Origin of the sequence: Mycobacterium heidelbergense (assembly GCF_050205645.1) — a bacterium.
Taxonomy (GTDB): Bacteria; Actinomycetota; Actinomycetes; order Mycobacteriales; family Mycobacteriaceae; genus Mycobacterium; species Mycobacterium heidelbergense_A.
In genome coordinates this window covers 35,746-61,652 of the sequence record NZ_JBNMQT010000004.1, presented here as the reverse complement: position 1 = coordinate 61,652, position 25,907 = coordinate 35,746, and the positions used below count along the sequence as shown (strand labels likewise).

General features: G+C 68.4%; 30 protein-coding genes. 5 read left to right on the top strand and 25 right to left on the bottom strand.

Annotated elements, in window-relative coordinates; translation table 11 throughout:
* Nucleotides 1-19: 19 nt before the first annotated feature.
* Genes ACQI5H_RS05480 through map form a run of 4 tightly spaced genes read right to left on the bottom strand, consistent with a single transcriptional unit; the run spans nt 20 to nt 4,391 of the window.
* Complete coding sequence (locus ACQI5H_RS05480; RefSeq protein ID WP_427078393.1) at nt 20-1,384, bottom strand: glutamine synthetase family protein; 1,365 nt, start codon at nt 1,382-1,384, stop codon at nt 20-22.
* 17 nt (nt 1,385-1,401) lie between these two features.
* Nucleotides 1,402-1,956 carry an alpha/beta hydrolase gene (locus tag ACQI5H_RS05475; RefSeq protein ID WP_427078599.1) on the bottom strand — a complete coding sequence of 185 codons (555 nt, stop codon included), beginning with the start codon at nt 1,954-1,956 and terminating at the stop codon, nt 1,402-1,404.
* A 58-nt stretch (nt 1,957-2,014) separates the two neighbouring features.
* The gene (locus ACQI5H_RS05470; RefSeq protein WP_427078392.1) at nt 2,015-3,526 is read right to left on the bottom strand and encodes a cobyric acid synthase; all 1,512 of its coding nucleotides are present in this window, start codon (nt 3,524-3,526) and stop codon (nt 2,015-2,017) included.
* A 7-nt stretch (nt 3,527-3,533) separates the two neighbouring features.
* Nucleotides 3,534-4,391 (bottom strand): type I methionyl aminopeptidase, encoded by an 858-nt coding sequence (gene map, locus ACQI5H_RS05465; protein WP_427078391.1) that lies wholly within the window; start codon nt 4,389-4,391, stop codon nt 3,534-3,536.
* 41 nt (nt 4,392-4,432) lie between these two features.
* On the opposite strand from map, the gene ACQI5H_RS05460 reads away from it, so the two are divergent.
* Nucleotides 4,433-4,879 carry a nuclear transport factor 2 family protein gene (locus tag ACQI5H_RS05460; protein WP_427078390.1) on the top strand — a complete coding sequence of 149 codons (447 nt, stop codon included), beginning with the start codon at nt 4,433-4,435 and terminating at the stop codon, nt 4,877-4,879.
* A gap of 12 nt (nt 4,880-4,891) precedes the next feature.
* Here ACQI5H_RS05460 and ACQI5H_RS05455 read toward each other — a convergent pair whose 3' ends face one another.
* The 6 genes from ACQI5H_RS05455 to dxr all read right to left on the bottom strand — a co-directional run bounded on the left by ACQI5H_RS05455 (nt 4,892) and on the right by dxr (nt 12,052).
* On the bottom strand, nt 4,892-5,470 hold the full coding sequence (locus tag ACQI5H_RS05455; protein ID WP_427078389.1) for a DUF1707 SHOCT-like domain-containing protein: 579 nt from the start codon (nt 5,468-5,470) through the stop codon (nt 4,892-4,894).
* 119 nt (nt 5,471-5,589) lie between these two features.
* Complete coding sequence (locus tag ACQI5H_RS05450) at nt 5,590-7,404, bottom strand: penicillin-binding transpeptidase domain-containing protein (protein WP_427078388.1); 1,815 nt, start codon at nt 7,402-7,404, stop codon at nt 5,590-5,592.
* A gap of 156 nt (nt 7,405-7,560) precedes the next feature.
* Nucleotides 7,561-8,415 carry a GNAT family N-acetyltransferase gene (locus tag ACQI5H_RS05445; protein WP_427078387.1) on the bottom strand — a complete coding sequence of 285 codons (855 nt, stop codon included), beginning with the start codon at nt 8,413-8,415 and terminating at the stop codon, nt 7,561-7,563.
* A 46-nt stretch (nt 8,416-8,461) separates the two neighbouring features.
* Nucleotides 8,462-9,628: a flavodoxin-dependent (E)-4-hydroxy-3-methylbut-2-enyl-diphosphate synthase gene (ispG, locus tag ACQI5H_RS05440; RefSeq protein ID WP_427078386.1), complete on the bottom strand. Its 1,167-nt coding sequence runs from the start codon at nt 9,626-9,628 to the stop codon at nt 8,462-8,464.
* 16 nt (nt 9,629-9,644) lie between these two features.
* A complete protein-coding gene (locus ACQI5H_RS05435; protein WP_427078385.1) occupies nt 9,645-10,859 on the bottom strand; it encodes a M50 family metallopeptidase in 1,215 nt (404 codons plus the stop codon).
* Entirely contained in the window at nt 10,856-12,052 is a 1,197-nt protein-coding gene (gene dxr, locus ACQI5H_RS05430) for a 1-deoxy-D-xylulose-5-phosphate reductoisomerase (RefSeq protein ID WP_427078384.1), read from the bottom strand. The genes ACQI5H_RS05435 and dxr overlap by 4 nt, the downstream gene beginning before the upstream one ends.
* Nucleotides 12,053-12,147: 95 nt before the next feature.
* On the opposite strand from dxr, the gene ACQI5H_RS05425 reads away from it, so the two are divergent.
* Nucleotides 12,148-12,402 (top strand): DUF2631 domain-containing protein, encoded by a 255-nt coding sequence (locus ACQI5H_RS05425; protein WP_427078383.1) that lies wholly within the window; start codon nt 12,148-12,150, stop codon nt 12,400-12,402.
* Between the two features lie 15 nt (nt 12,403-12,417).
* On the opposite strand, the gene ACQI5H_RS05420 is transcribed toward ACQI5H_RS05425, so the two are convergent.
* The 6 genes from ACQI5H_RS05420 to pyrH all read right to left on the bottom strand — a co-directional run bounded on the left by ACQI5H_RS05420 (nt 12,418) and on the right by pyrH (nt 17,293).
* Nucleotides 12,418-13,299 (bottom strand): cytochrome c biogenesis CcdA family protein, encoded by an 882-nt coding sequence (locus tag ACQI5H_RS05420; protein ID WP_427078382.1) that lies wholly within the window; start codon nt 13,297-13,299, stop codon nt 12,418-12,420.
* Nucleotides 13,300-13,303: 4 nt separating this feature from the next.
* Entirely contained in the window at nt 13,304-13,810 is a 507-nt protein-coding gene (locus tag ACQI5H_RS05415) for a protein disulfide oxidoreductase (protein ID WP_427078381.1), read from the bottom strand.
* Nucleotides 13,811-13,855: 45 nt separating this feature from the next.
* Entirely contained in the window at nt 13,856-14,959 is a 1,104-nt protein-coding gene (gene rlmN, locus ACQI5H_RS05410) for a 23S rRNA (adenine(2503)-C(2))-methyltransferase RlmN (RefSeq protein WP_427078380.1), read from the bottom strand.
* Nucleotides 14,960-14,962: 3 nt separating this feature from the next.
* Nucleotides 14,963-15,895 (bottom strand): phosphatidate cytidylyltransferase, encoded by a 933-nt coding sequence (locus ACQI5H_RS05405; protein ID WP_427078379.1) that lies wholly within the window; start codon nt 15,893-15,895, stop codon nt 14,963-14,965.
* Nucleotides 15,896-15,917: 22 nt separating this feature from the next.
* Nucleotides 15,918-16,475: a ribosome recycling factor gene (gene frr / locus ACQI5H_RS05400; protein WP_076063527.1), complete on the bottom strand. Its 558-nt coding sequence runs from the start codon at nt 16,473-16,475 to the stop codon at nt 15,918-15,920.
* Between the two features lie 65 nt (nt 16,476-16,540).
* Complete coding sequence (gene pyrH / locus ACQI5H_RS05395) at nt 16,541-17,293, bottom strand: UMP kinase (RefSeq protein WP_076063525.1); 753 nt, start codon at nt 17,291-17,293, stop codon at nt 16,541-16,543.
* Between the two features lie 290 nt (nt 17,294-17,583).
* Between pyrH and ACQI5H_RS05390 the strand changes: the two genes are divergently transcribed.
* Nucleotides 17,584-17,826 carry a CsbD family protein gene (locus tag ACQI5H_RS05390; RefSeq protein WP_427078378.1) on the top strand — a complete coding sequence of 81 codons (243 nt, stop codon included), beginning with the start codon at nt 17,584-17,586 and terminating at the stop codon, nt 17,824-17,826.
* 201 nt (nt 17,827-18,027) lie between these two features.
* Nucleotides 18,028-18,780 carry a winged helix-turn-helix domain-containing protein gene (locus ACQI5H_RS05385; protein ID WP_427078377.1) on the top strand — a complete coding sequence of 251 codons (753 nt, stop codon included), beginning with the start codon at nt 18,028-18,030 and terminating at the stop codon, nt 18,778-18,780.
* Nucleotides 18,781-18,820: 40 nt separating this feature from the next.
* On the opposite strand, the gene ACQI5H_RS05380 is transcribed toward ACQI5H_RS05385, so the two are convergent.
* Both ACQI5H_RS05380 and ACQI5H_RS05375 read right to left on the bottom strand, forming a co-directional pair.
* A complete protein-coding gene (locus ACQI5H_RS05380; protein WP_427078376.1) occupies nt 18,821-19,756 on the bottom strand; it encodes a lysophospholipid acyltransferase family protein in 936 nt (311 codons plus the stop codon).
* 94 nt (nt 19,757-19,850) lie between these two features.
* Entirely contained in the window at nt 19,851-20,402 is a 552-nt protein-coding gene (locus ACQI5H_RS05375; RefSeq protein WP_427078375.1) for an MPT63 family protein, read from the bottom strand.
* Between the two features lie 271 nt (nt 20,403-20,673).
* Here ACQI5H_RS05375 and ACQI5H_RS05370 point away from each other — a divergent pair, with 271 nt between their 5' ends.
* Nucleotides 20,674-21,513, top strand: a complete 840-nt coding sequence (locus ACQI5H_RS05370; RefSeq protein ID WP_427078374.1) for a glucose 1-dehydrogenase — start codon at nt 20,674-20,676, stop codon at nt 21,511-21,513.
* Nucleotides 21,514-21,564: 51 nt separating this feature from the next.
* Here the strand turns inward: ACQI5H_RS05370 and ACQI5H_RS05365 are convergent, their stop codons facing one another.
* From ACQI5H_RS05365 to ACQI5H_RS05335, 7 genes are read right to left on the bottom strand one after another with little or no spacing between them, the layout of a single operon-like run.
* A complete protein-coding gene (locus tag ACQI5H_RS05365; protein ID WP_427078373.1) occupies nt 21,565-23,388 on the bottom strand; it encodes a complex I subunit 5 family protein in 1,824 nt (607 codons plus the stop codon).
* A gap of 7 nt (nt 23,389-23,395) precedes the next feature.
* Nucleotides 23,396-23,746, bottom strand: coding sequence for a sodium:proton antiporter (locus ACQI5H_RS05360; protein ID WP_427078372.1), 351 nt, complete (start codon nt 23,744-23,746; stop codon nt 23,396-23,398).
* A complete protein-coding gene (locus tag ACQI5H_RS05355; protein WP_427078371.1) occupies nt 23,743-24,486 on the bottom strand; it encodes an MnhB domain-containing protein in 744 nt (247 codons plus the stop codon). The genes ACQI5H_RS05360 and ACQI5H_RS05355 overlap by 4 nt, the downstream gene beginning before the upstream one ends.
* Nucleotides 24,483-24,761 carry a Na(+)/H(+) antiporter subunit B gene (locus ACQI5H_RS05350; RefSeq protein ID WP_427078370.1) on the bottom strand — a complete coding sequence of 93 codons (279 nt, stop codon included), beginning with the start codon at nt 24,759-24,761 and terminating at the stop codon, nt 24,483-24,485. The genes ACQI5H_RS05355 and ACQI5H_RS05350 overlap by 4 nt, the downstream gene beginning before the upstream one ends.
* Nucleotides 24,758-25,063 carry a monovalent cation/H(+) antiporter subunit G gene (locus tag ACQI5H_RS05345; RefSeq protein WP_427078369.1) on the bottom strand — a complete coding sequence of 102 codons (306 nt, stop codon included), beginning with the start codon at nt 25,061-25,063 and terminating at the stop codon, nt 24,758-24,760. The genes ACQI5H_RS05350 and ACQI5H_RS05345 overlap by 4 nt, the downstream gene beginning before the upstream one ends.
* Nucleotides 25,060-25,314, bottom strand: a complete 255-nt coding sequence (locus tag ACQI5H_RS05340) for a hypothetical protein (protein ID WP_427078368.1) — start codon at nt 25,312-25,314, stop codon at nt 25,060-25,062. The genes ACQI5H_RS05345 and ACQI5H_RS05340 overlap by 4 nt, the downstream gene beginning before the upstream one ends.
* Entirely contained in the window at nt 25,311-25,865 is a 555-nt protein-coding gene (locus ACQI5H_RS05335; RefSeq protein WP_427078367.1) for a hypothetical protein, read from the bottom strand. Before ACQI5H_RS05335 ends, ACQI5H_RS05340 begins: the two co-directional genes overlap by 4 nt.
* Nucleotides 25,866-25,907 lie beyond the last annotated feature (42 nt).

The window sequence follows — 25,907 nt, the reverse complement described above, 5'->3', positions numbered from 1 at the left end:
TCGTCTGGAGGCGGGTCGTCTAGAGGCGTTCAAAACCGCGCACCCTCTCCCAGTCGGTGACCGCCGCGTTGAACGCCGCCACCTCCACGCGGGCGTTGTTGAGGTAGTGCGCGACCACGTCGTCGCCGAACGCCTCGCGGGCCAGCGCCGAGGCCTCGAACAGCGCGGCGGCCTCGGCCAGCGTGGCGGGCAGCCGGTGGGCGTCCGGGTCCTCGTAGGCGTTGCCCGCGCACGGCTCGGGTAGCTCCAGCCCTCGCTCGATGCCGGACAGCCCACCGGCTATCAGCGCCGCCACCGCGAGGTATTGGTTGACGTCGCCGCCCGCGACCCGGCATTCGACCCGGATGTTGCGACCGTGGCCGACGACCCGCAGCGCGCAGGTGCGGTTGTCCAGCCCCCACGCCAGCGCGGTGGGCGCGAAACTACCGTCGGCAAATCGCTTGTAGGAGTTGATGTTCGGAGCGAAGAACAGCGCGAGTTCACGCAGTGTGGCCAACTGGCCGGCGACGAAACTGCGAAACGTCGACGACATGCCGTGCGGCCCGGAGTCGTCGGCGAACACCGCTTTACCTTTTTCAGGGCCGTCGTCAGCTCGCAGCGAGAGGTGGATGTGACAGCTATTGCCTTCGCGCTCATCGTATTTCGCCATGAACGTCAGGCTCTGGGAATGCTGGTCGGCGATTTCCTTGGCGCCGTTCTTATAGATGGCGTGGTTGTCGCAGGTCACCAGCGCCTCGTCGTAGCGGAAGCCGATCTCCTGCTGTCCCTTGTTGCATTCGCCTTTGACGGCCTCGAAGCGCAGGCCCGCCCCCTGCATGCCCGACCGAATGTCGTGCAGCAGCGGCTCCATCCGCGACGACGCCAATATCGCGTAGTCGATGTTGTAATCGCTGGCCGGGGTCAGCCCGCGGTAGCCGCCGGCCCAGGCCTCGCGATACGACTGGTCGAACACGATGAACTCCAGCTCGGTCGCGACATCGGCGGCCAGTCCGCGCTGCCCCAGCCGGTCCAGCTGACGGCGCAGCACGGCGCGGGGTGAGGCGGCGACCGCGCTGCCGTCGGCCCAGCACACATCGGCGATGACCAGCGCCGTGGCGGGCAGCCAGGGCACCAGCCGCAGCGTGGTCAGGTCGGGCATCATCACCATGTCGCCGTATCCGGTGTCCCAGCTCGACATCGCATAACCGGGCACGGTGTTCATTTCGACGTCGACGGCGAGCAGGTAGCTGCAGCACTCGGCGCCGTGGGCGGCAACCTCGTCGAGGAAGAGCCGGGCCGAGATCCGCTTGCCGACGAGCCGGCCTTGCATATCGGTGAAGGCCACGACGACGGTGTCCACCTCATCGATCCCGACCAGTTGGTCCAGCGCGGCCAAGGACAACATGCGCGAATCCGGATCGGCTACCAGGTGCTGGCCCGCAACACGATCTCGGCGGCCAACTGCGCGGTCGACTCCTGCGCGTTGCGCCGCCCGAGCAGATCGACCGTGCGGTATTCGGCATACACGAAGCGCTGGCTGTTGCGGGCCACCGACCGCCCGCCCGGGGAGCTGACCAGCACCGTGGTGCCGATCTCCACCGGCGGGCAATGTTCGTCACGAATGACCCCGCTGGGGTCGGGCGCCCGCGGATGCCCGCGGTCGATGACCACCAGGCCGGTGAACCGGCCCAACTTCGTCGCCGCAAGTTCCCAAGCCAGGTCGGCACCGGCGCGGTCGCCGACCACCACGGCCCACCCGATGCCCAGCGCGTCGAGGATGCCGACCACCGACTTGGGCGTGAGCCGCGGATCCAGGCCGACGACGACGGTGCGCAGCGAAGCGGTGTGCAGGCGCTCGCACACGGCGTCATACGCGGCCGGCGCCCGCTGTGCGTCGCCGAGTATGACGACGACGACGCCCTTGTCGGGACCGGCTACGCCAACAGGAACGGGAAACCCGTCGAGTGTGGTCATCATCGAGGGCACTCCCGCACGCTACAGGGAATCGGCCGGTGTGCGCGAGGCTTGTACTTCGTTACGGTCGCAAGGCGCTTGCGATGTGCGCGCGCCGCGGCGGGGGGCCGTCGAGCAGGCCGAGGACGGCATCGACGTCGAGATGCGACGCGAGCAGCCCGGCGATCACATCCAGTTGGGCGTCGCGGCGTGCGGTGACGTTGGTGTCGGGGCAGACCACGAATCCGCCGCGCCCGGCGGCGGCAACGCGGGTCAGCCACGCGCGCCGGAAGTCGTCGTTGTCGAGCAGGCCGTGCCAGTGGGTGCCGAAGACCGCGCCGCGCACGATGCCCTGTGGTTGGGAGCCGGCCTCAGCATTTGCGTAGAACCACGCGTCCTCGGCGCACCGGGTCAGCCGCCCGTGATGAATCTCGTATCCGGTCAGCGGCCGTTGCCAGCGGCGCAGCGTCTTGGTCCGGTCGAACGCGACGTCGGCGTCCAGCAGCCCGAGCCCGGGAACTTCCCCGGCACCGGATTCCACCGTGTCGTCGATGCGCCGGCACAGCATCTGCAAGCCGCCGCAGATGCCCAGCACCGGCTTGCCGGCCCCGGCGTGCCGGGTGATCGCGGCGGCCAGGCCCCGATCGTTCAGCCAGCTCAGGTCGGCGACGGTGGCCTTGCTGCCCGGCAGCACGACCAGGTCGGTGTCGGCCAGGTCTGCCGGATCGGTGACCCAGTGCACCAGCACGCCGGGCTCGCACGCCAGCGCCTCGACGTCGGTGGAGTTCGAGATCCGGGGCAGCCGCACCGCGGCCACCCGCAGCCACCGGCTGCCATGGGGCGGCGCCGGCGTGCCGACGACGCGGTGCGCGACCACCGACAGCGAGTCCTCGGCGTCCAGCCAGAGCTCGTCGGTGTAGGGCAGCACCCCGTAGGTCGGGCGGCCGGTCAGGGCGAGCAGCTGCCGCAGCCCGGGTTCCAGCAGCGCCGGGTCGCCGCGGAATTTGTTGACGACGAAGCCCGCGATCAGCGCCTGGTCCTCGGGTTCGAGCACGGCGACCGTTCCGAACAGATGGGCCAGCAACCCGCCGCGGTCGATGTCGCCGACCAGGATCACCGGCAGGTTTGCGGCCCTGGCCAGGCCCATGTTGGCCAAATCCGTTGCGCGCAGGTTTATTTCGGCAGGTGAACCGGCGCCCTCACAGATCACCGCATCGAATTCGTCGCGCAGACAGGACAACTCGTCGAGCACGATGCCGACGAGCCGGTCGCGATGTTCGATGTAGCCGGCAGCGCTGACGGATTGGGCCACCTGCCCGCGGATCACCAGCTGCGACGTGCGGTCGCCGCCCGGTTTGAGCAGGATCGGGTTGAACCGCACGCTGGGCTCCAGCCCCGCCGCGCGCGCCTGGATCGCCTGGGCCCGGCCGATCTCGCCGCCTTCGGCGGTGACCACCGAGTTGTTGGACATGTTCTGCGCCTTGAACGGCGCGACCCGGATGCCCTTGCGCGCCAGCAGCCGGCACAGGCCCGCGACCACCACGGATTTCCCGGCGTCGGAGCTGGTGCCCGCGACGAGCAGAGCGCCGTTCAACGGGTCCTTACACCTGGGTCAGGATTTCGGCGCCGGCGTCGGTGACCAGCAGGGTGTGCTCGAACTGCGCGGTCCACTTGCGGTCCTTGGTGACCACGGTCCAGCCGTCGTCCCAGATCTCGTAGTCCAGGCCGCCGAGGTTGATCATCGGTTCGATGGTGAAGGTCATTCCGGGCTGCATGATGGTCGAGACGGCGGGCTGGTCGTAGTGCAGCACCACCAGGCCGTTGTGAAACGTGGTGCCGATGCCGTGCCCGGTGAAGTCACGAACCACGTTGTACCCGAACCGATTTGCGTAGGCCTCGATGACGCGGCCGACGACCGACAGCGCACGCCCCGGTTTGACGGCGTTGATCGCCCGCATCGTGGCCTCTTTGGTCCGCTCGACGAGCAGCCGGTGTTCCTCGGAAACGTCGCCGGCCAGGAAGGTCGCGTTGGTGTCGCCGTGCACGCCGTCGATGTAGGCGGTGACATCGATGTTCACGATGTCGCCGTCGGCGATCACCGTCGAGTCCGGGATGCCGTGGCAGATGACCTCGTTGAGCGACGTGCAGCACGACTTCGGGAATCCCTTGTAGCCCAGAGTCGATGGGTAGGCGCCGTTGTCGACCATGTACTCGTGCGCGATGCGGTCCAGCTCGTCGGTCGTCACTCCGGGCGCGACCGCCTTACCCGCCTCGGCGAGCGCGCCGGCCGCGATCCGGCCGGCGACGCGCATCTTCTCGATCACCTCCGGCGTCTGCACCCACGGCTCGGTGCCCTCCTTGGCAGTCGCCTTGCCGACGTATTCCGGACGCGGGATGCGATTGGGTACCGGCAGCGTCGGGGACAACACTCCGGGGGAAAGCGCGGTGCGAGCGGGCATGCAGCCAGCGTAGTCGGAGGGGGCTGGCAGCATAGTCGGTCATGCGCACCGACGACGTTGACGAGGAGTTTGCCGCCGGCTTCGCCGCGCGGTTCGCCGACACCTGGCGCACTCCCGACCTCGCCAAACACGAAGCATTGTGGAGCGACGGCATCGTGCTGACGCAGCCGATGATGGGCACGCTGCGCGGCAAGCGGGCCTGCCGGACGGCGTTTCAACGCCTGTTCGCCCTGGTGCCCGACCTCCACGCCGACGTCCATACCGTCGGCCACAGCGCGCGGGAGGTGTTCATCGCGTTCACGCTGAGCGGAACCTACGGCGGCAAGCCCATCGCGTGGGACGCGGTCGATCGCTTCACGTTCACCGACGGCCTGATCGCCGAACGGGTTTCCTACTTCGATTCCGCCCCGCTGCTACTGAAGCTGGCCGGCCGCCCGCGGGGCTGGAATCGACTGGCGCGCACCGGGGCCGGGCTGTTTCGTCGATAGCGGCGACGCTCGCTAGCGACGCCGCAGCAGCGAACGGCGCGGCCCGCGGATGATCACCGAACCGCACGTCACCCGCCCGGTCAGCACCACATGCGGCGACCCCTCGGCCGGCGCGTCCCGGCGCCGGTCGGCGGCGGTGCCCACGTAGACCTCGACGTCGTCGATCGAGGCGCTGGCGCCCTCGGGCAGCCGCAGGTCCAGGGAGCCGAACTTCATGTCGAGTTCGATGACCACCACCGGCCCCGCGAACCGCGCCCGGGTGAGGTCGAGGTCGATCGATCCTAGGCGGCGCACCAGCGCCAGGCGGGTGGGCACCATCCATTCGCCGTGGCGCTTCAGGGAACCGGCCCAGCCCCGCAGCTCCACCCGGTCGGCCGCGGAGGTGACGATGGCACCCGGCCCGGGCAGGTCGCCCACCAGCTCGTCGAGCTCATGCCGGGTGCGCGCGTAGGACACCCGCGACGAGCGCTGCTCGAACTCGCCGATGTCGATCAGCCCGAGCGCGACGGCGTTGTGCAGGCGCCGCATGGTGCCGTTGCGGTCGGCGTCGGAGACACGCAACGTCACCGTGTCGGGGCCGGTATCCGTCATGTTCGCAATTTACCGCTGTTGCGGCGGCGCGGACCGGGCGCGGGTGGCGATCGCAAGCGCGGCGCAGCCGGGCGCTGGGGGCACCTCCCGCTTGCCGGGGACGGGTCGCCACCGTCGGATTAGGCGAGGAAGTCCCGCGGCAGCGACTCGAACATCACCTTGGTCATCCGGACCGCGTATTCGGAGCTGCCGCCCCCGACGATCAGCGAGGCGAACGCCAGGTCGCCGCGGTAGCCGGCGAACCAGGAATGCGATCCGCCCGGAAACTCGGCCTCACCGGTCTTGCCGTACACCTCGCCGCAACAGCCGGCGATTTCCTTGGCGGTGCCGTTGGTAACGACGAGCCGCATCATGGGGCGCAGCGCGTCGACCATCTTCGGGCTGATCGGGGTGTTGTCGCCGTCGACCGCCGTCTGCCGCCCGGCGATCAGCTGCGGCACGGGCGTTTTGCCGGCGGCGACCGTGGCCGCGACCAGGGCCATGCCGAACGGACTGGCCAGCACCTTGCCCTGGCCGAACCCGTCCTCGGTGCGCTCGGCCAGGTCCACCGTCGGCGGCACCGACCCGGTGACCGTGGTGATGCCGTCCACCTGGTAGTCGAGCCCGATCCCGTAGCGGGTGGCCGCCTGCGTCAGGCCCCGGGGCGGCATCCTGCTGCTCAGCTCGGCGAACGTGGTGTTGCACGAACTGGCGAACGCTCGTGACATCGGCACCACGCCGAGATCGAAGCCGCCGTAGTTAGGGATGGTGCGGTGCCCGATGTCGATGCGGCCGGGGCAGCCCAGCATCGTGTTGGGGGTGGCCATGTCGCGCTCGATGGCCGCTCCAGCGGTGACCATCTTGAATGTCGACCCGGGCGGGAACAGGCCGGTGGTGGCGATCAGGCCGTCGGCGTCGGCCGCGCCGTTCTGCGCGATCGCGAGGATCTCCCCCGTCGACGGCTTGATCACGACCATCATCGCCTTGCCGCCGCGGGTGTCGACCGCGTGCTGGGCCGCGTTCTGCACCGCGCGATCCAGGGTGATCGACACCGACGGCGCTGGCGTGCCCTCGACCTCGTGCAGCACGGCGACGTCGACGTTGTTCTGGTTGACGCTGACCACCCGCCAGCCCGCCTGCCCGTTGAGCTGGTCGATGACTGCCTTCTTCACCTGGCTGACCACGGCCGGCGCGAAATGCGGGTCGGTGGGCAGCATGTCGGCCAGCGGCGTGATCACGATCCCGGGCAGCTTGCCGATCAGCGGGAAGATCTTGTCGTTGTCGGCGGGTTGCAGCGTCACCAGGTCGACCGGCTGGGTCGCCGAGCTGGCTTGCTCGGCCAGCAACTGCGGGTCGGTCAGCGAATCGTTCAGGGGCCGTAGCACATCGACGATCGCGTGCGCCGTCCCGATGAGGCCGGGCCCGGCCTGGGTGGCGTCCAGCGTGTAGTGGTACAGGTAGCCGGGCGCGAGCACGTCGCTGCCCCCGAGTTCGTTCACCGACGCGCGCCGCGGCGCGTCGGCGCGCAACGCGAACGTCTGATGCTCACCCAGCTTGGGATGCAGCCCGTTGGCGGCCCAGCGGACCTCCCAGCGACCCTCGTCGCGAGCCATTTTCAGCTGGCCGTCATACGTCCAGATCCGGTTCTTGGGCAGGTGCCAGCTGAACCGGTAGTCGACCGTGCCGGTGTCTTCGGCGTACTTCGAGGACAGCACCTGCGCGTCCAGGTGCGTTGCCTGCAGTCCGGCCCAAGCGGCGTTCAGCGCTTCGCGGGCTTCGTTGGGGTTGTCGCTGAGCTGGGCGGCCGACGCGGTGTCCCCGATGGCCAGCGCGCGGAAGAACCGCTCGGCGGCCGGGCCCGGGCCGTCGGGCCGCGGCGTGCATCCCGACACGGCGATCACGGCGACGAGCAGCAGGCCTGAAACCAATGATGTCAGTGTGGTTTTTGTTGCCATCGGTACAGATGTTAAAGCGATGGCCTCCACACCGGCGCCGACACACCGAGACCCGACCGTTACGGGCGCATCGGCGCGGCCCCTTCGCCGAACGTGCGGCCAGCCGCACGTTGGATGCCGAGCGTGCTGCCAGCCGCACGCTCGGCCCGCGTCGCGCTAGTCCAGCAGCACGGTCGCGAAGGTGCCGACCTCGACGAAGCCCACTCGGGCGTAGGCGGCACGGGCCACGGCGTTGAAGTTGTTTACGTACAGGCTGGCGATCCGCCCGCCGCCGACGATCACGGCGGCCACCATTGCGGTGCCGGCGGTGCCTATCCCCCGACCGCGCCATTCCGGGTGCACCCAGACCCCCTGAATCTGGCCGACGCCCGGGGACTGCGATCCCACTTCGGCCTTGAAGACGACCTCACCGTGCTCGAAGCGGGCCCACGCGCGTCCCGCCGCAATTAGGCTCGCCACGCGACGGCGGTAGCCGCGACCGCCGTCACCGAGCCGCGGGTCGACGCCCACTTCGCCGATGAACATGTCGACGGCGGCCACCAGATACGCGTCCAGTTCCTCCGGGCGGACCTGGCGTACCTCGGTATCGAGCTCGCAGCTCGGGTGCGTCGTTAACGCCATCAGCGGTTGGTGGTCGCGCACATCCCGCGCGGGACCCCACGCCGACTCGAGCCGCTCCCACATCGGCATTACCAGGCCGGCCCTGCCGACCAGCGACGAACACCGCCGCGTCCCGCTCATCGCCTCGTCGGCGAACGCGGCGAGGTCGGCCGGCCCCCCGCGCAGCGGGATCAGGTTGGCCCCGGCGAAGCACAGCGACTCCTCCACGCCGCGGCGGGTCCACAGCTCGCCGCCGATCGAGTTGGGGTCGATGCCGTGGTCGGCCACGCGCGCCGCCACCATGCATGACCCGACCGGGTCCTCTTCGAAGACCCGCCACACCGCGGCGGCGTCACGCACCACGGACACCCGCCGGTCGCCGATGAGGCGAAAGATGGGCGGAGCCGACATCTGGCGAACTCTCTGTGGTGCGGACCGAAGGCCGTCAAGGCCCCTATCAGCTTACGGTCACAATAGGCGAACCGCTCGATGTTGTGCCCGGTCCGTGATCGCTGTTGTTCTCGGACGCGAGCCGCATCGCCTCTTCGATCAGCGTCTCGACGATCTGCGCTTCGGGCACGGTCTTGATCACTTCGCCGCGAACGAAGATCTGGCCCTTGCCATTTCCCGATGCGACGCCGAGGTCGGCTTCGCGGGCCTCGCCCGGCCCGTTGACGACGCAGCCCATCACGGCGACCCGCAGCGGCACGTCGAGACCGTCCAAACCGGCGGTGACTTCGTTGGCCAGGGTGTAGACGTCGACCTGCGCGCGCCCGCACGACGGGCACGACACGATCTCCAGCCCGCGCGGCCGCAGGTTCAGCGACTCGAGAATCTGGATGCCGACCTTGACTTCCTCCACGGGCGGCGCCGACAGCGACACCCGGATGGTGTCGCCGATGCCGCGGCTCAGCAGCGCACCGAAGGCGACCGCGGACTTGATGGTGCCCTGGAAGGCTGGCCCGGCCTCGGTGACGCCGAGGTGCAGCGGGTAGTCGCACTGCGCGGCCAGCTGCTCGTACGCAGCGACCATCACGACCGGATCGTTGTGCTTGACGCTGATCTTGATGTCGCCGAAGCCGTGCTCCTCGAACAGGGAGGCCTCCCACAGCGCCGACTCGACCAGTGCCTCGGGGGTGGCCTTGCCGTACTTCTCCATGAACCGCTTGTCCAGCGAACCGGCGTTAACCCCGATGCGGATCGGGATGCCCGCGGCGCCCGCGGCCTTGGCGACCTCGCCCACCCGGCCGTCGAATTCCTTGATATTGCCCGGGTTTACCCGCACCGCGGCACACCCCGCGTCGATGGCGGCGAAGATGTACTTCGGCTGGAAGTGGATGTCGGCGATCACCGGGATCTGGCTGTGCCGGGCGATCTCGGCCAGCGCGTCCGCATCCTCTTGACGCGGGCAGGCCACCCGGACGATGTCGCAGCCGGCCGCGGTCAACTCGGCGATCTGCTGCAGGGTCGTGTTGACGTCATGGGTCTTGGTGGTGCACATCGACTGCACCGAAATCGGATTGTCGCTGCCCACCCCGACGTCGCCCACCATCAGTTGACGCGTCTTGCGCCGGGGGGCGAGCGTGGGCGCCGGCGCGTCCGGCATGCCCAGGCCAACGGTCACTTTGTACGCCTTCTCTCTACTGGAAGATCCGGATCGGGTTCACCACATCGGCCGTCACCGTCAGCAGCATGTAGCCGACCACGAACACCAGGACCACGTATGTCGCGGGCATCAGCTTGAGATAGTTCACCGGCGCGGCCGCGACCATGCCGCGGGCGGATCGGATGCTGTTACGGATCTTTTCGAACACCGCGATCGCGATGTGGCCGCCGTCGAAGGGCAGCAGCGGCACCAGGTTGATCGCGCCCAGGATGAGGTTCAGCTGGGCCAGGAAGAACCAGAACGCCACCCACAGCCCGTGGTCGACGGTGTCGCCGCCGACGATGCTGGCACCCACGACGCTCATCGGTGTCTGCGGGTCACGCTGTCCGCCGCCGATGGCGTGCACCAGCGCACCGACTTTCGTGGGTATCGCGAGCAGCGCCTTCCCCACCTCGGCGGTGAGGTCGCCGGTGAAGGTGAAGGTGGCGGGTATCGCCGAGATCACGCCGTAGTGCGCCGGCGCGGACTTGACGGCGCCCACCCCGATCGCGCCGACCGTCGAGGCCTGGGGTTGACTGCCCTGCCCATTGGTCAAGAAGCGTTGGGTGGGCGTGACATCGACGTAGGTGGTGATCGTGGTGCCGGCACGCTCGACGACGACCGGAACGGTGCCGTGCAATTTCCGCACCGCCGCGGCCATGTCCTCGAAGTTGGCCACCGGGGTGTCCCCGACCTTGACGACGACGTCGCCGGGGCGAATGCCGGCCAGCGCCGCCGGCCCGGGCCCGGTGCAGGCGCCGACCTTGCCCGGCGCCGTTTCCGGTGCGACACAAGCGGTTTCGCCGACGACGGCCCGGGTGGGCGGGTGCAGGTTGGGCAGCCCCCAGACCAGTGCGATGCCGTAGATCAGCACCAGGCAGATGACGAAGTTCATGCCCGGGCCGGCGAACAGCACCGCGACACGCTTCCAGGTCGCCTGCTTGTACATGGCGCGGTCGGCCTCGTCGGGTGCCAGGTCCTCGACCGGGGTCATCCCGGCGATGTCGCAGAAGCCGCCCAGCGGAGCGGCCTTGACGCCGTACTGGGTTTCGCCGCGCCGCGTCGACCACAATGTGGGGCCGAAGCCGACGAAAAACCGGCGCACCTTCATGCCGGTGGCGCGCGCGACCCACATGTGGCCGCATTCGTGCAGGGCCACCGAGATCAGGATGGCGAGCGCGAACAGCGCAATGCCGATTGCGAACATCATCGGGCTGCTAGGACCTTTCTGACTGCGCGCTGCGCTCGCTCACGTGCCCAGCGCTGCGCGTCTAGTACGTCATCCACGGTAGCGGGTACCTCGCCCAAGTGGGGGGCCCATTGGTCCGCGGCGTGTAGCACATCGGCGATCGTTCTCACGATGGCGGGGAAGCCGATCCGGCCGTCGAGGAACGCCTCCGCGGCCTCTTCGTTGGCCGCGTTGTAGACGGCGGTCATGCAGCCCCCGGTCACCCCGGCGTGCCGGGCCAGCTCGACGGCCGGGAAGACGTCGCTGTCCAGCGGCTCGAATACCCAGGTCGACGCGGTGGTGAAATCGCAGGCGGGCGCGGCGCCGCCGACCCGCCGGGGCCAGCCCAACGCCAGCGAAATGGGCAGCTTCATGTCCGGGGGGCTGGCCTGGGCGATCGTCGAGCCGTCGACGAACGTGACCATCGAATGGACGATCGACTGGGGGTGCACCACGACCTCGATGCGGTCGTAGGGGATGCCGAACAGCAGATGGGTCTCGATGAGTTCGAGCCCCTTGTTGACCAGCGACGCGGAGTTCAGGGTGTTCATCGGGCCCATCGACCAGGTCGGGTGGGCGCCGGCCTGCTCGGGTGTGACGGCCTCGAGGTCGGCGGCGGCCCAGCCGCGAAACGGCCCACCGGAGGCGGTCAGCACCAGCTTGGCGACCTCGTCGGGGTCGCCGCCGCGTAGGCACTGGGCCAGCGCGGAGTGCTCGGAGTCGACGGGCACGATCTGACCCGGTCGGGCCGCCCGCACGACCAGCGGCCCGCCGGCGACCAGCGATTCCTTGTTGGCCAGTGCCAGGCGCGCGCCCGATGCCAGAGCTGCCAGTGTCGGACGCAGACCCAACGCCCCGACCAGCGCGTTGAGCACGACGTCGGCCTCGGTCTCCTCGACCAGCCGGGTGACCGCTTCGGGCCCGCGGAAGGGGACGTCGACGAGCTTCTCGGCGGCGGCCTCGTCGGCGATGGCGACGTTGGTGACCCCGGTCTCGGCGCGCTGGCGCAGCAGCGTGTCCACGTTCGCGCCCCCGGCGGCCAGCCCGACCACCTCGAAACGGTCCGGATTGGCGGCGATGACCTCCAGCGCCTGGGTGCCGATCGAGCCGGTACAGCCCAACACCAGCACCCGCAGGCGGCCCTGGGCGTTTGCTTCGGTTGCCGGGTCGGTCACCCATTCATTGTGCCCCGCGCCCCGATGGCCGCGGGGCCTCGCGGCGGGTATGCCAGAATCTCGGTTGAACCGATCCGATCCGAAAGGGAATCGCCGTGGCCAGTACCGAGGTGGAGCACTTCAACGGCGTCGACCCCGCCGAGGTGCCGTCCGCGGCGTGGGGGTGGAGCCGGATCAACCACCGCACCTGGCAGGGCGTCGGGGTGTTCGCGGTCCTGTTCCTGCTCGCGATGCTGCGCGGCAATCACGTCGGCCACGTCGAGAACTGGTTCCTGATCGGGTTTGCCGCACTGACGCTCGTCGTTCTGGTGCGCGACCTGTGGGGCCGCCGGCGCGGCTGGATCAGGTAGGGCTCGGAAAGGGTTTCAGCGCCGCGCCCGCCGGTACCAGGCGCCGACGAGCGCGCCGGCGAGCAGCACCAACAGCGCGGCAGCCCACGGCCATCCGCCATGCTGGTGCACCCAGCCGGCCAGCAGACCCTGCAGGCGCCCGGCCGCACCGATCACCGCGTCGTGCGGATCCGCCCGGCCGTTGAACAACCGGAGCTCGTAGACGCCGTAGTAGGCCACGTACACGCCGACAACCACCAGCAGCGCGCCACCGATGCGGTTGACGAACGGCAGGATTCGCCGCACGCGGTCGGCCAACGCCGAACCGCCCAGGGCCGCGGCGATGGCGAGCACGCCGACCACCGCCGTCAGGCCCGCGACATAGGCCACATAGATCGCCACACCGTTGACAATCGATCCGCCCCGAAAGCCCGCGCCGGTGACCGCAAGGAACGGGCCAATGGTGCACGACAGCGAGGCGATCGCATAGCTGACGCCGTAGCCGTACATGCCCACCAGCCACGACCCCTGCCGCGCGTTCGGCGCCCATCGCGGGCCCATCCGCCGTGGTGTCAGCGCCGTCAGCTCCCGACCGGATAGCAGCCAAATCCCAAGGGCGACAAGCACAACGCCGATCACGACCGTCACGTAGGGCAGGTAGCGCTGCACCGTCGCGGCCGCCGATATGGTCAGCGCCCCGAACACGCCGAACACCGTCACGAAGCCGAGGGCCATCCCGGCGGTGGCCGCCACGGCGCGGCCGATCGGCGCCCAGGCCCCGCCCGCCGACGGCGGCGCATTGGAGTGCTGCCCGCGCACCACCAGAAGTAGGTACGCGGGCAGCATGGCAAACCCACACGGGTTGAGGGCCGCAACCAATCCGGCGGCGAAGGCCAGACCTAGCAGGCCCTGGTTCACCGGGTCAGTGCGTCAGCGCGGCCACTCGGCCCGCCAGCTCGTCCTGTGGCATTGCCGCGGTCGGGTTGTTGACGAATGTCGAGCTGCCGTCGGCCCGATAGAACACGTAGGCCGGCTGCCAGGGCACGTTGTACCGGGCCCAGATCGAACCGTCGGCGTCATTGAGATTGGGGAAGTTCAAGTTGTACTTGGACACGAAATTCTGCATCGCGCCGACATCGGAGTGAGCGGCGATACCGACGAAGGCGACCCCCGGATTGGCGGCCGCCACCTGGCCGACGCCGGGAGCTTCGGCGTTGCAGAACGGACACCACGGCGTCCAGAACCACAGCACCGCCGGCCTACCCTGCAGGCTGGCACCGTTGAACGGCGCACCGCTCAGCGTTGTGGCGCTGAATTGCAGGCGCTCGTCGGCGGCCTTCGCGTGCGGCGCCTCGGCCAGGCCGAATATCAATGCGGCGGCAAAAACCGCTGCGGCAAACAATCTGAGCGGGGACAACAGGCGAATCATGGCACACCTCATTTGCTGGTTTATGTCTTAAAGACGTGCTCGACGTCAGCGCGGTTCAGGCTGCGCGGCAAGCTGACCGCACGCGGCGCTGATCTCCCGGCCCCGGGTGTCTCGCACGGTGCATGACACTCCCTTCGATCGGATCCGCCGGACAAACTCCCGCTCCGCGGCCTTGGGGCTGGCGTCCCAATCGCTGCCCGGCGTCGGGTTGAGCGGAATGAGGTTCACATGCACCAGCTGCCCGAGGGCCCGATGCAGCCGCTTGCCGAGCAGGTCGGCTCGCCAGGGCTGATCGTTGACGTCGCGGATCAGCGCGTATTCGATCGATACCCGCCGCCCGGTGGTGTCGGCGTAGTGCCGGGCCGCGTCGAGGGCCTCGCCGATCTTCCAGCGGTTGTTGACGGGCACCAACGTGTCGCGCAGCTCGTCGTCGGGCGCGTGCAGCGACAACGCCAGCGTCACCCCGAGCCCCTCGTCGGCGAGCTTGCGGATCGCCGGCACCAGACCCACCGTCGACACCGTCACCGATCGGGCCGAGATGCCGAAACCGTGCGGCGGCGCCTCGACGATGCGGCGCACCGCGGCCAGCACCCTCGCGTAGTTCGCCAGCGGCTCACCCATGCCCATGAAGACCACGTTCGACAGCCGCTGGTCGCCGAAGTCGTCGCGCAGCGCCGCCGCGCCCGCCCGCACCTGCTCGAGGATCTCGCCGGTCGACAGGTTGCGCGTCAGCCCGCCCTGGCCCGTCGCGCAGAACGGACACGCCATGCCGCAGCCGGCCTGCGACGAAATGCACACCGTGTTGCGCTGCGGATAGCGCATCAGAACCGACTCGATCGTGGCGCCATCGATGGCCCGCCACAACGTCTTTCGGGTCTGGCCGGCATCACAGGTGACCTCGGTGACCGCGGTGAGCAGCTTCGGGAACATCGTCTCGGCGATGCGGTCACGCACGGCCGCCGGGAGGTCGGTCATCTGTCGCGGGTCGGCGATCAGGCGGCCGTAGTACTGGTGCGCGAGTTGTTTGGCCCGAAACGCCGGCAAGCCCAGCTCCGCGACGGCCGACGCGCGACCCGCCGCGTCGAGGTCGGCCAGGTGCCGCGGCGGCCTGCTCGGCCGGGGCTCGTCGAAAACCAGCTGTTGGACCATGACCTAGGGAACCAGCGTGAGCACGGCCCAGGCCGCGGCGGCCGACGGGAGCACACCGTCGAGGCGATCCATCAGGCCGCCGTGACCGGGAAGCAGCCGGCCCATGTCCTTGATGCCGAGGTCGCGCTTGACCTGCGACTCCACCAGGTCGCCGAGTGTGCAGGTGAGCACCAGGAGAACGCCCAGCAGCGCGCCGATCCACCACGGTTTGCCGGCCAGGAATGTCACGGACAGCGTCGCGGCGGTGATACCGCAGACCAGCGAGCCGGCAAGGCCCTCCCAGGATTTCTTCGGGCTGATCGCCGGGACCATCGGGTGCTTTCCGAACAGCACCCCCACGGCGTAGCCGCCCACGTCGGACGCGACGACGGTCGCCATCAGGCAGAACACCCGCCCCGCGCCTTCCTTCGGGTGGTAGACCAGCAGCGCGGCGAACGAGGCGAACAGCGGCACCCAGACGGCCAGGAAGATCGTGGCCGACGCGTCCCGAAGGTAATGCGACGACGGCGCACCCGCGGACGGATCGTGGTGCCGGTTCTTGTCGTGCATGAACAGCCGCCAGAACATGCAGACCACCACCATGGCGCCGAAGCCGGCCAACGCGCCTCGGGCGCCGTACGGCCACGTCAGCCAGACGGTGACCTGGCCGCCGACCAGCAGCGGGATGACCGGAATGACATAGCCGGCCTCGCGCAGCCTTCGCACCACCTCATGGCTGGCGAGCAAAATCGCCCCGGCGCACAGCACCACCCAGTAGCGCGGCGCGAAGAAGAGGGTCCCGACGACGAGTCCCCCGGTGAACAGCCCCACCGCGACCGCGGCCGGCAGGTCGCGTCCGGCCCGGGACGTCTTCTTCGCCGGCTGCGGAAGGGTGTTGTGTGTCCCCCGCACCGGCTCGTCGCGCGGGGCGCCTGCGGCGGCGTAGTTGGATGACACGGGGTTCGTTGCTGAGCGGCCGCTAGACCTCCAGCAGCTCGCCTTCTTTGTGCTTGACCAGCTCATCGATCTGGGTGACGTACTGATGGGTGGTCTTATCCAAATCCTTTTCGGCGCGGCCCACCTCGTCCTCACCGGCCTCGCCGTCCTTGCGGATGCGGTGCAGCTCCTCCATCGCCTTGCGCCGGATGTTGCGCACCGACACCCGGGCTTCCTCCCCCTTGTGCTTGGCCTGCTTGACCAGCTCGCGGCGGCGTTCCTCGGTGAGCTGCGGTACCGCCACCCGGATCAGGGTGCCGTCATTGGTGGGGTTGACCCCCAGGTCGGAGTTGCGGATCGCGGTCTCGATGGCGTGCAGCTGATTGGCCTCGTAGGGCTTGATGACCACGAGACGGGCCTCGGGGACGTTGATGCTCGCCAGCTGCGTGATCGGCGTGTTGGTGCCGTAATAGTCGATCACGATCCGGTTGAACATGCCCGGATTAGCGCGGCCGGTTCGGATGGTTGACAAGTCGTCGCGGGCTACGGATACGGCCTTCTCCATTTTCTCTTCCGCGTCGAAGAGAGCCTCGTCTATCATTTGCGCCGCTCCTCCTCATCACTGCGTTCTGCATCGTCGCCAGCGCGGATCATCGCGTCTTCCCCTCAAGTGGTGACCAGCGTTCCGATCTTCTCACCAGCGACCGCCCGGGCGATATTGCCACTGGTCAGCAGGTTGAACACGAGGATCGGCATGCCATTGTCCATGCACAGACTGAAGGCGGTGGCATCGGCCACGCGCAGCCCGCGGTCGATGACCTCGCGGTGGCTGATCGCGGTGAGCAGCTCGGCGTCCGGGTTCTGCCGCGGGTCCTCGGAGAACACCCCGTCGACCGCCTTGGCCATCAAGACGACTTCCGCGCCCACCTCCAGCGCCCGCTGCGCGGCGGTGGTGTCCGTGGAGAAGTACGGCAGCCCCATGCCGGCGCCGAAGATCACCACCCTCCCCTTCTCCAGGTGGCGCACGGCGCGCAACGGCAGGTAAGGCTCGGCCACCTGGCCCATCGTGATCGCGGTCTGGACCCGGGTCACGATGCCTTCCTTCTCCAGGAAGTCTTGCAGCGCAAGGCTATTCATCACCGTGCCGAGCATGCCCATGTAGTCCGACCGGGTGCGCTCCATGCCGCGCTGCTGAAGCTGCGCGCCGCGGAAGAAGTTGCCGCCACCGATCACGACGGCGACCTGTACGCCGTCGCGGACGACCTCGGCGATCTGGCGGGCCACCTGCGCCACGACGTCGGGATCCAGGCCCACCTGGCCGCCGCCGAACATCTCGCCACCGAGCTTGAGCAACACTCTCGAATACTTCGATCGGCCCATCGGTACACCGTTGGCGCTGGTTGGCTCGGGGTCCGTCATCACACTCCTCGCATGACAGTGCCATCCCGGACGACCTCACCCGGAACGGCATTTCACATCCTGCCCCATCGCAGCACAATGCGGCATGGCCGGGGTGCATTATCTGCCGGGTTGCAGGTCGGGCGCGTCGATGTTTGAGCCTCCCACGGCACGGGGAATCCGCATCCTTGCGGGCGAAATCGAGGTCTTGAGAATAAGGGCCGGACCCGCGCTGACCGGGCCGACCGTTTGTGGATCGGCATTTGGGCATGAATTGCCCAAACAAGTACGCCACTGAGGAGGAATCATTCATGGCGGACACCAACAAATCCGGACCTGCCGAAGCCGTCAAGGGCGTCGTCGAGGACGCCAAGGGACGCGTCAAGGAGGCCGTCGGAGCCGTATCGGGTCGTGATGACCTGACCCGCGAGGGCCAGGCCCAGCAGGACAAGGCCGAGGCTCAGCGCAACGCGGCCGAGAAGGAGGCCGAGGCCGACGCGGCGCGCGGCAGCGCGCAGGTGGCCGAGGAACGGCAGAAGTCCAACCAGAATTAGCGGCTTGTTTCCGCGGATGGGTCCGGCCCGGTTTCACGGGCCGGGCCCGTCGACTTTCTCTGGTCGCTCGCCATTGCCGCCCGCCCGGGAAATGAAGGTGGCATAGTTCTGGCCCGAGGCGGGTATTCAGCGCTGCGCTGGCAGACATCTCCATTGGAGGTGCCGACGGGTCCCATGACAGAACTGTCATGAATTTTGGAGATGTCTTTGGACGTACTACTACTCACCGACGCCGACGATTTCGAATCGGTATTGCCGACGCTGAGTTCATTCGCACACACCATGCGGCGCGCGCCGTTGGCCGGCAACATTGACGGGCAGTCCGACAAGGCCGACGTCGCGATCATCGACGCGCGCACTAACCTCACCGCGGCCCGCACCGCCTGCCGGCGCCTCACCGCCAGCGCGCCGGGCACCGCGGTGCTGGCCGTCGTCACCCCGGCAAACGTCGTCACCGTGGACGTCGACTGGAATTTCGACGACGTGATGCTGCCGGCGGGCAGCGCGGACGAGTTGCAGGCGCGGCTACGTCTGGCGGTCAAACGCCGCCGCAGCGCGGTAGACGGCAAACTGCGGTTTGGCGACCTGACGCTTCACCCGGCGAGTTTCACCGGGTCGCTGGCGGGCAGGGACCTGGGCCTGACGCTGACCGAGTTCAAACTGTTGAATTTCCTTGTGCAGCATGCGGGTCGGGCGTTCAGCCGCACCCGGCTGCTGCACGAGGTGTGGGGGTACGACTGCAACGGCCGGGTCCGCACCGTCGACGTTCACGTGCGGCGGCTACGCGCCAAGCTCGGAACCGAATACGAATCGATGGTCGACACCGTGCGCGGTGTGGGCTACATGGCCGTGACGCCGCCGCATCCGGAATGGATTGTCAACGAACGGGCGACGCTGGGCCCGATCCCGACCGCGCCCCCGGATTCGGTCGCCGCCAGCGCCGGCCAAGCCTGACCCCAAATGCCCTGTTCCGCATGAACTTTCGCGCGTCCGGTCACGCGAAAAGCGGCAGTGCGCGCTTGCGCGCCAGGGCGTCCATACCCTCCTGGATGCTGTCCTCGACCTCGCGGTACTTGCGGTTGACGTAGTCGTCGTCCTCGGCCCGGGCGGGATCGCGGTCCAGCTCGACCACGGGCATGAACCGGGTCCTGATCTTGGCGGGCAGCGGCAGCTGGGGAAGCGCCGCCGGCGCGATACCCCAGGGCAGCGAGACCGCCAGCGGAAACACCTTGAGCCGCAGCAGGCGGTCGAGTTGCAACACCTTCGACAGCCGGTCGCCGCGGATCAGCACCGGCATCGCGTCGGCACCGCCGACGGTGGCGATCGGCACGATCGGCACGCCGGCGCGAATCGCCATCTTCACGAATCCCCTGCGCCCCGCGAGGTTGGCACGATCACGCTCGGCCCACGGACGTAGCGAGTCCACTTCGCCGCCGGGCCAGAGCGCCACGTCGCGCCCCTCGGCCAGCGCGGTGGCGATCGCGTCCGGCGCGGCCGGAAGCACACCCATGGCGCGGAAGTAACGCCCGATAAGCGGAATCGCCATCAACGCGTCGTGGGCGGTGCCGTGCAGCGGGCGGTCCTGTCCGAAACGGCGCCACCATTGGATACCGACCGTCCACGCGTCCCAGACGAACGGCGCGCCCGAGTGAATCCCTATCAGCAGCGTCGGCGGCGCGGGGATGTTCTCCCAGCCGTCGATCTCCATGCGGAACCAATAGTCAACCAAGACGTTCCAGAAAAACTTCTGGCGCTGCAGCGTGGTTTCGTCCTGCCCGCTGAGGTCCCATTCGCCGGCACGCCCGGCCACCCAGCCGCTCAGCCCGCCGTCGGTGTCGCCGCGCTTTTCGTCCATCGTGGCGCGAGCCTGTTCGGCATGTCGCTGCGCTTGCTCACGGACGTCGGCTGGCCTGTGATCGATGTCAGTCATATCAGCCGGATACCCCCTTCGGTCGCGAGAATTCCCATATACGCAAACCTCCCCGCGCCAGCAGGTGTGGCGCAGGGAGATTCGTGCTAGCGGATTAGGTGTGCGCCGCCGGGCCAGGAAGCCCACCCGGTGCCGGACTTGTGCTGGGCGCGGGCGCCGAGCCGCCCGGCACGTTGGACGTCCAGATCAGGATGTCCTGCGTTCCCTCGTTGTAGACGACGCCGTTCGGCGGTGCGCCGGTCACGTCGAAGTACAGCGTGCCGGTCGACTCGCTGCCCTGCGGGATCGGCGCCGGATTGAGGCTGCCCGGCGCCCCAACCTTGTCGATCACCCGGTAGTTCTGGCCGTTGGGCCCGCGGGCGATGAAGTCGTTGACCATGGGGGTAACGAGCCCGCCATCCGACCTGGCGGTGATGTCCGCCTGGTAAAGCGTTCCCTTGGGCGTGTAGCCGGGGATCGCGGCGTTGCTCGGCTGCAGGTTGCTCACCGTGTAGTTGGTGATCAGGGGCCCCTCGATCAGTTGTTGGCTGGTCCCAAATCCCTGGATGTTGGGCGCGGCGGAGGCGCTCGCTGCGGCGAAAACGCTAGCCGCCGCAATTCCCCCGGCGGCAATAGCCGTCTTTACAGCAGTCTTGCTGACCTTCATGCTCAAATTTCCTTTCGTGTCGAACTGTCACCCCCTTTGGGCAGGGCGCGACAACGGCTGGCAATTCGCATAACCCTTTTGTCGCGGCGCTAAACGGGGCTAAACGCAAATTTCCCCGTGTGCGTATCGGTTACCAGCGCGAATGGCCGCCATTCTTTTGTGCCGCTTTGCGCCGCAGCACGTTTCGATTCGAACCACAGAATTAACAGCGGCACCAGAATCATCAAATAACCGAGGGATTAGCGGCCAGCCGCGCGGGTAGCCGCAGCGTATGAGTTTTACTGCACAGCAACAGAGCCCACCCGGGGTGCAGGCCCGGATGGATCCCGTCCCCGATTGCGGCGAAACCAGTTACCGCGGCTCGGGAAAACTCACCGGCAAGCGGGCGATCGTCACCGGAGGCGACAGCGGAATCGGGCGTGCCGTCGCGATCGCGTTCGCGCGGGAGGGCGCCGACGTCCTCGTCTCCTACCTCAACGAGCACGACGACGCGCGCGATGTCGCCCGCTATGTTGAGGACGCGGGCCGCCGCTGCGTGCTGGTTCCCGGCGACCTCTCCGACGCGGCCCACTGCCGGGCGGTGGTCGAGCGGGCGGTCAAAGAATTCGGCGGCATCGACATCCTGGTCAACAACGCCGCCTACCAGATGATGCACAAAAACCTCGAAGAGATCAGCGACGAAGAATGGGACTACACCTTCCGGCTCAATGTCGGTGCCTATTTCTACCTCGCGAAGGCCGCGCTGCCGCACATGCGCCCCGGGTCGTCGATCATCGGCAGTTCCTCCGTGAACTCCGATAGCCCCAACCCCACCTTGGCGCCCTACGCGGCGACCAAGGCGGCGATCGCCAACTTTTCGGCCAGCCTGGCTCAACTGTTGGGCGACAAAGGAATCCGCGTCAACAGCGTGGCTCCAGGTCCGATCTGGACGCCGCTGATTCCCTCGACCATGCCCGCGGAAAGCGTGGAATCCTTCGGCGACAACGTGCCGCTCGGGCGTGCCGGCCAGCCGGCCGAGCTCGCCGGAATCTACGTGCTGTTGGCCTCCGACGACGCGAGCTACATTTCCGGTGCGCGGGTGGCCGTGACGGGCGGCCGGCCGATTCTTTGAGCGGCGAGGCTAACACGGCCATCGGCTAAACGTCGCCCGCATCGACAACCCTCACCGAATCTGGAGGGCCAACACCCCCGCGAGCACCGGGAGGGCGGCGAACAACCAGGCGACGTAGTCCCCGACGTGACCGGAGTGAGCGCGGTGCAGCACCGCGACCGCGGGCCGCGCCGCTGCGACGACGCCACGTCGCAGTGCGTTGGATGGCGGCCGCAGCCCGACGTATGCGACGCCGCCGGCGGCGACGGTGCCGATCACCGCCAGTCCCACCCCGGTGAGCGACCAGCCGTGGCTCGGCGCCGTGGCCGGGGACGGGGCCGCGCCGTTGATAACGGTCGCCACGTACGCGGCGGTGTCGGTGAACCGCCGGGCCGCACCGGCGGCCGCATCGCGGATACCGGGCAGCAGGCCAGCCGCCAGACAGCCCAGCAGCAGGACGGCGGTCGGGACATACATGCTGAGCGGCGTTCGCGGCAGCGTCGCGTCCGGTTCCTCCTCACCCTTGCTTGGCTCGTCCTCGCCCGATGAGTCGGCCGAGCGCTCCGGATCGCCGCCCCATCCGGTGAAGCAGCGCATACCGGCGCGCAGCGCCGCCCCGCCCGTCGCCACCGACACGAGCAGAAACAGCGCCGAACCCCACCCGGATCCCAGCGCTTCCTCGCTCAGCGACTTCCCCAGCGCGGTGCCGAACGGCGGCAACCCGGCCAGCGCCAGGGCCGCCGCCAGGTAGAGCCCGCCGAGCAACCACTGGCCACGTCCGCGCCCGGACAACTCCAACTCGTCGACCGTCTGGTGACGGTCCAGCAAGATTCCGACGAGCAAGAACAGTGCCGACTTGGCGCCGGCGTGGCCGAGCACGTAAACGGCCGTGCCGGCGATCGCGTCGGAGCGCAATGTCGCGGCGGCGACCAGGAACAGGCCCATGTGGCTGATCGTCGAATAGGCCAGCAGCCGTTTGAGATGCCGCTGCACCAGGCACATCACGGCTCCGACGACGGCGGTCAGCGCACCGACCACCACGAAAGTGCGCGATACCGCAGCCCGCGGCAACGCATCCGCGAACACCACCCAGTACACCCGCCACATGCCGTACAGGCCGAGCTCGACCATGACCCCGGAGAAGAGCACGCACACCGCAGCCGGGGCGACGGCGTGCGCGTCGGCCAGCCAAAAATGCAACGGCACGATCGCTGCCTTTACCATCAACGCCGCGCAGATCAAGACGAAGGCGCCGACGATGACCGCATCAGGCGGCCGGTTGGCGAGGGCGATGCCCAGCTGGGCCATCCCCAGTTGGCCCACCCGGGCATAGAGCATGCCGATGCCCACCAGGGTCAGGCTGGCACTGAGCGATTGAATGATGCCGAAATTGAGCGCCCCCTGGATGGCCGACTTGTCTTCGATTTTGATTCCGGTCAGCGCGTAGGCGACGGCGCCCATCAACTCCAGAAACACGAACAGGTTGAACAGGTCTGACGCCAGCACGAAACCGTTCATCGCGGCCAGGAAGATGAGCATCAGCGCGTCGAAGCGCGGGCCCGCCTCGTCCAGCCCGCGGCGGCTGTACAGCGCCGCGCACGCCATCAATGCACCCACGAGTGCGGCCAGACCGGCCGACATCGGGTCCGCCGCCAGCGCGATGCCGACCGTCGTCCGTCCCTGCATCGACCAGCCGCCAATCCAGGTGAGCACCATGTGCTCCCGCGCGGCCACCGCGGCGAAGCCGGCGCCGGCGGCGGAGGCGGCCGCGGTCGTCACCGTCAGCCAGCTGGCGGCCGCGCGCGACAACCGATGGCTGAAAGCGAGCAGCAGGCAGGCGATCACGATGGGGACTGCGACCAGGAGCGGCAACAGCTGAGACGCGATTGTCTGCACCGGTGGCTCAGCCCCTCAGTGCGGACAGCTGATCGGGGTCCAGCGTGCCGTGGCGTTTGTGGATCTGGATGGCCAAGGCCAACAACAAGGCGGTAACGGTCGCCTGAATCACGATGTCGGTCAAGGTCATGGCCTGGACCACGGGATCGACCACTTGTGCGGGCGGCGGCGAGTTCGGCCCGCCAAAGATCGGCGGCGCCGCGCCGCGCTGAAATCCGACCGCCAGCAGCAGCAGGTAGGTGCCGGACTGGGCCACGGACAGGCACACCACCGCGTGAATCAGGTTGCGGCTGCGGACGATTCCGAACGCGCCGATCAGCACCAGCCAGCCGGCCACACAGTAGGGATACACGCTCATCGACGATCACCCTTCTTGACGATCGTGATTTCCTGGGCCAGGAATTGCGCCAGCAACACCGTCATCCCGCAGGCGACCTCCACACCGACGGCGACGTTGAGTAACGGCACCGAACCTCCCGAAAACAGATTGCCCAGCGTGCCGGTCGGCAACAGATTGCACAGAAACGCGCCGCAAACGATCACGCCGAGCAAGCCGATCACCGCGAACGCCGCCGCCCCCAACACCTCGCCGAAATCGAAGACGTTCACCGGCCGCAGCCGATCCAGCGCCCGGAAGCTCCCGGTGACATAAAGCAGGTGCAAGCCCGCGGCCAACACCACACCGCCCTGGAACCCGCCCCCCGGCGTCAGGTGCCCGTGCACGATCAGGTCGACGCCGATCGCGATCGTCACCGGCAACATCAGGTATCCGACCAGTCGCGTCGCGTCCAACACCGTATCCCTTTGCGGCGGTTTGAATTCCCGCTCTTCGACGGCCGGCCGGAGCAACGCCATCACACCGAGCACCGAGCCCAGCAAGATGGTCTCCTCCCCCAGCGTGTCCAGCGCCCGTTGATCGAAGTTGACCGACGCGACGGAGTTGGCGGTCGCCCGCGAAAACGCCGCGGCCACCGCCAGATCGCGGTACGGGTGATCGTGGCGGCCAAACACCGGCAACTGGGCGAACCCGATCCAGAACAGCGCCGCCAGACCCGCCGCCCCGACGAGGAATACCGCTGTCCGGCTGCCCCGCGTCACGACCCGGACTCCCCAGCGTGGCCGCCGTCGCCCTCCTCATCGTCGTGCCGCCGCACCGCCCGAATCGCGAGCATGACCATCAACGGCACCACCACCCCGCCAACGGCCAACTGCGACAAGGCGACATCGGGGGCCTGCAGCACCACGAAAAGCACGGTGAGGGCCAGACCGAAAACCGACAACGGAATGGCCTGGCGGTCCGCGGCCCCGGTCAGCGCGACGATCGTCCCCGTAACGCCGACCAGCGTCACGGCGACCAGGATGAGCACGGTCATGACGGCGCGTCCTTGTCGAGCAGGTTTTCGAGCTGCGCCGCCAGCCGAGCCGTCGCCGCCGAGATGACCGGCGCGCTCAGCGCGACCAACACGGTGATGGCGGCGATCATCGCGGAGGCCTCGGTCCATCCCCGCAAAATCATCAGGCCCACACCGATTATCGGTGCCCCGAGCGATGTGGTGACGGTCAGCAGGTGCAGGCGGTTGAACACCTGGGGCAGCGCCGAAGCGAGAACCGCGCTGAGGGACACCACCGCGCTCCCGGTGAATACGATGGCCCACCCGACGGATTGGGCGTTCATCTCTTGCGCGCAAGAAGGCGGGTGTAGACAAGCGCACCCGGAAGCGATATGAGCGACAACACCAGCGGGACGATGAGGATCGAATCTCGTTGCCACGCAACCGAAAGCACCGTCAACTCCAGAGTGGCGGCGACGCTGACGAACTCCAGGCCCACCAGCCTTTGGTGCGGCAGCCCCCGCGAGGCCATCACGATGCCGGGCACGAACGCCCCGACCGCGAGCAGCAGCGCCGCGGCCTCCCCGGCGGTCACCGTTGCACCGCCTTCTCCAGCCGGCTCGGCCGCCGCCGTATCAAATGGACAAGCACCGAATGCTTGCGCGGATCGCTGTCCAGGACAACGGTTCCCGGGGTGGTCACGAGTGCGAGAACCGCCGCGGCTCGGCGCGCCGCCGCCGCCCGCGCGGGTTCGTTCGGCAGGGACAATTCCCGGATCTCCGGGGCGCGCGTCGTGACTGCATAGGCCCACGCCCGGACGGATTGGTATGGCACCTCGGACGCCGCGATCGCCGGCCAGCGCAGCCACGAAGCGCGGAATCGCCAGCGGCCCGCGTTTGCCCGCCGTGCGAAGCGGGCCAGGACCGCGCAGGGCAGCGTGCAGGCGGCCATCACCGCCAGTTCCTGCCACGTGCGGGAGCTCAGGGTGGCCAGCCAAATGCCGGCGGTGAGCACCCACCACAGGCAGACCTCACCGAGCAGCCGGAGCAACGGATCGCGCTTAGCGGCCATGGACCCGCCGGTTTTCTTTCTTGATCTACTCGGCGCCTTGTCCTTTTTCTGGTCGCCCTTCGTCGGCTTGGGCATCGGACCTCCCTGCGTGGACCCCATGTGGGTTACCCCGTTGGG

Excerpts from the sequence above, each read along its gene's own strand:
- ACQI5H_RS05480 (WP_427078393.1), bottom strand. The coding sequence starts at position 1,384 with ATGTTGTCCTTGGCCGCGCTGGACCAACTGGTCGGGATCGATGAGGTG.
- ACQI5H_RS05475 (WP_427078599.1), bottom strand. The coding sequence starts at position 1,956 with ATGATGACCACACTCGACGGGTTTCCCGTTCCTGTTGGCGTAGCCGGT.
- map (WP_427078391.1), bottom strand. The coding sequence starts at position 4,391 with ATGCCCGCTCGCACCGCGCTTTCCCCCGGAGTGTTGTCCCCGACGCTG.
- ACQI5H_RS05460 (WP_427078390.1), top strand. The coding sequence starts at position 4,433 with ATGCGCACCGACGACGTTGACGAGGAGTTTGCCGCCGGCTTCGCCGCG.
- ACQI5H_RS05455 (WP_427078389.1), bottom strand. The coding sequence starts at position 5,470 with ATGACGGATACCGGCCCCGACACGGTGACGTTGCGTGTCTCCGACGCC.
- ACQI5H_RS05450 (WP_427078388.1), bottom strand. The coding sequence starts at position 7,404 with ATGGCAACAAAAACCACACTGACATCATTGGTTTCAGGCCTGCTGCTC.
- ACQI5H_RS05445 (WP_427078387.1), bottom strand. The coding sequence starts at position 8,415 with ATGTCGGCTCCGCCCATCTTTCGCCTCATCGGCGACCGGCGGGTGTCC.
- ACQI5H_RS05435 (WP_427078385.1), bottom strand. The coding sequence starts at position 10,859 with ATGATGTTCGCAATCGGCATTGCGCTGTTCGCGCTCGCCATCCTGATC.
- ACQI5H_RS05415 (WP_427078381.1), bottom strand. The coding sequence starts at position 13,810 with ATGATTCGCCTGTTGTCCCCGCTCAGATTGTTTGCCGCAGCGGTTTTT.
- rlmN (WP_427078380.1), bottom strand. The coding sequence starts at position 14,959 with ATGGTCCAACAGCTGGTTTTCGACGAGCCCCGGCCGAGCAGGCCGCCG.
- frr (WP_076063527.1), bottom strand. The coding sequence starts at position 16,475 with ATGATAGACGAGGCTCTCTTCGACGCGGAAGAGAAAATGGAGAAGGCC.
- pyrH (WP_076063525.1), bottom strand. The coding sequence starts at position 17,293 with ATGACGGACCCCGAGCCAACCAGCGCCAACGGTGTACCGATGGGCCGA.
- ACQI5H_RS05390 (WP_427078378.1), top strand. The coding sequence starts at position 17,584 with ATGGCGGACACCAACAAATCCGGACCTGCCGAAGCCGTCAAGGGCGTC.
- ACQI5H_RS05385 (WP_427078377.1), top strand. The coding sequence starts at position 18,028 with ATGTCTTTGGACGTACTACTACTCACCGACGCCGACGATTTCGAATCG.
- ACQI5H_RS05380 (WP_427078376.1), bottom strand. The coding sequence starts at position 19,756 with ATGACTGACATCGATCACAGGCCAGCCGACGTCCGTGAGCAAGCGCAG.
- ACQI5H_RS05375 (WP_427078375.1), bottom strand. The coding sequence starts at position 20,402 with ATGAAGGTCAGCAAGACTGCTGTAAAGACGGCTATTGCCGCCGGGGGA.
- ACQI5H_RS05370 (WP_427078374.1), top strand. The coding sequence starts at position 20,674 with ATGAGTTTTACTGCACAGCAACAGAGCCCACCCGGGGTGCAGGCCCGG.
- ACQI5H_RS05360 (WP_427078372.1), bottom strand. The coding sequence starts at position 23,746 with ATGAGCGTGTATCCCTACTGTGTGGCCGGCTGGCTGGTGCTGATCGGC.
- ACQI5H_RS05350 (WP_427078370.1), bottom strand. The coding sequence starts at position 24,761 with ATGACCGTGCTCATCCTGGTCGCCGTGACGCTGGTCGGCGTTACGGGG.
- ACQI5H_RS05345 (WP_427078369.1), bottom strand. The coding sequence starts at position 25,063 with ATGAACGCCCAATCCGTCGGGTGGGCCATCGTATTCACCGGGAGCGCG.
- ACQI5H_RS05335 (WP_427078367.1), bottom strand. The coding sequence starts at position 25,865 with ATGCCCAAGCCGACGAAGGGCGACCAGAAAAAGGACAAGGCGCCGAGT.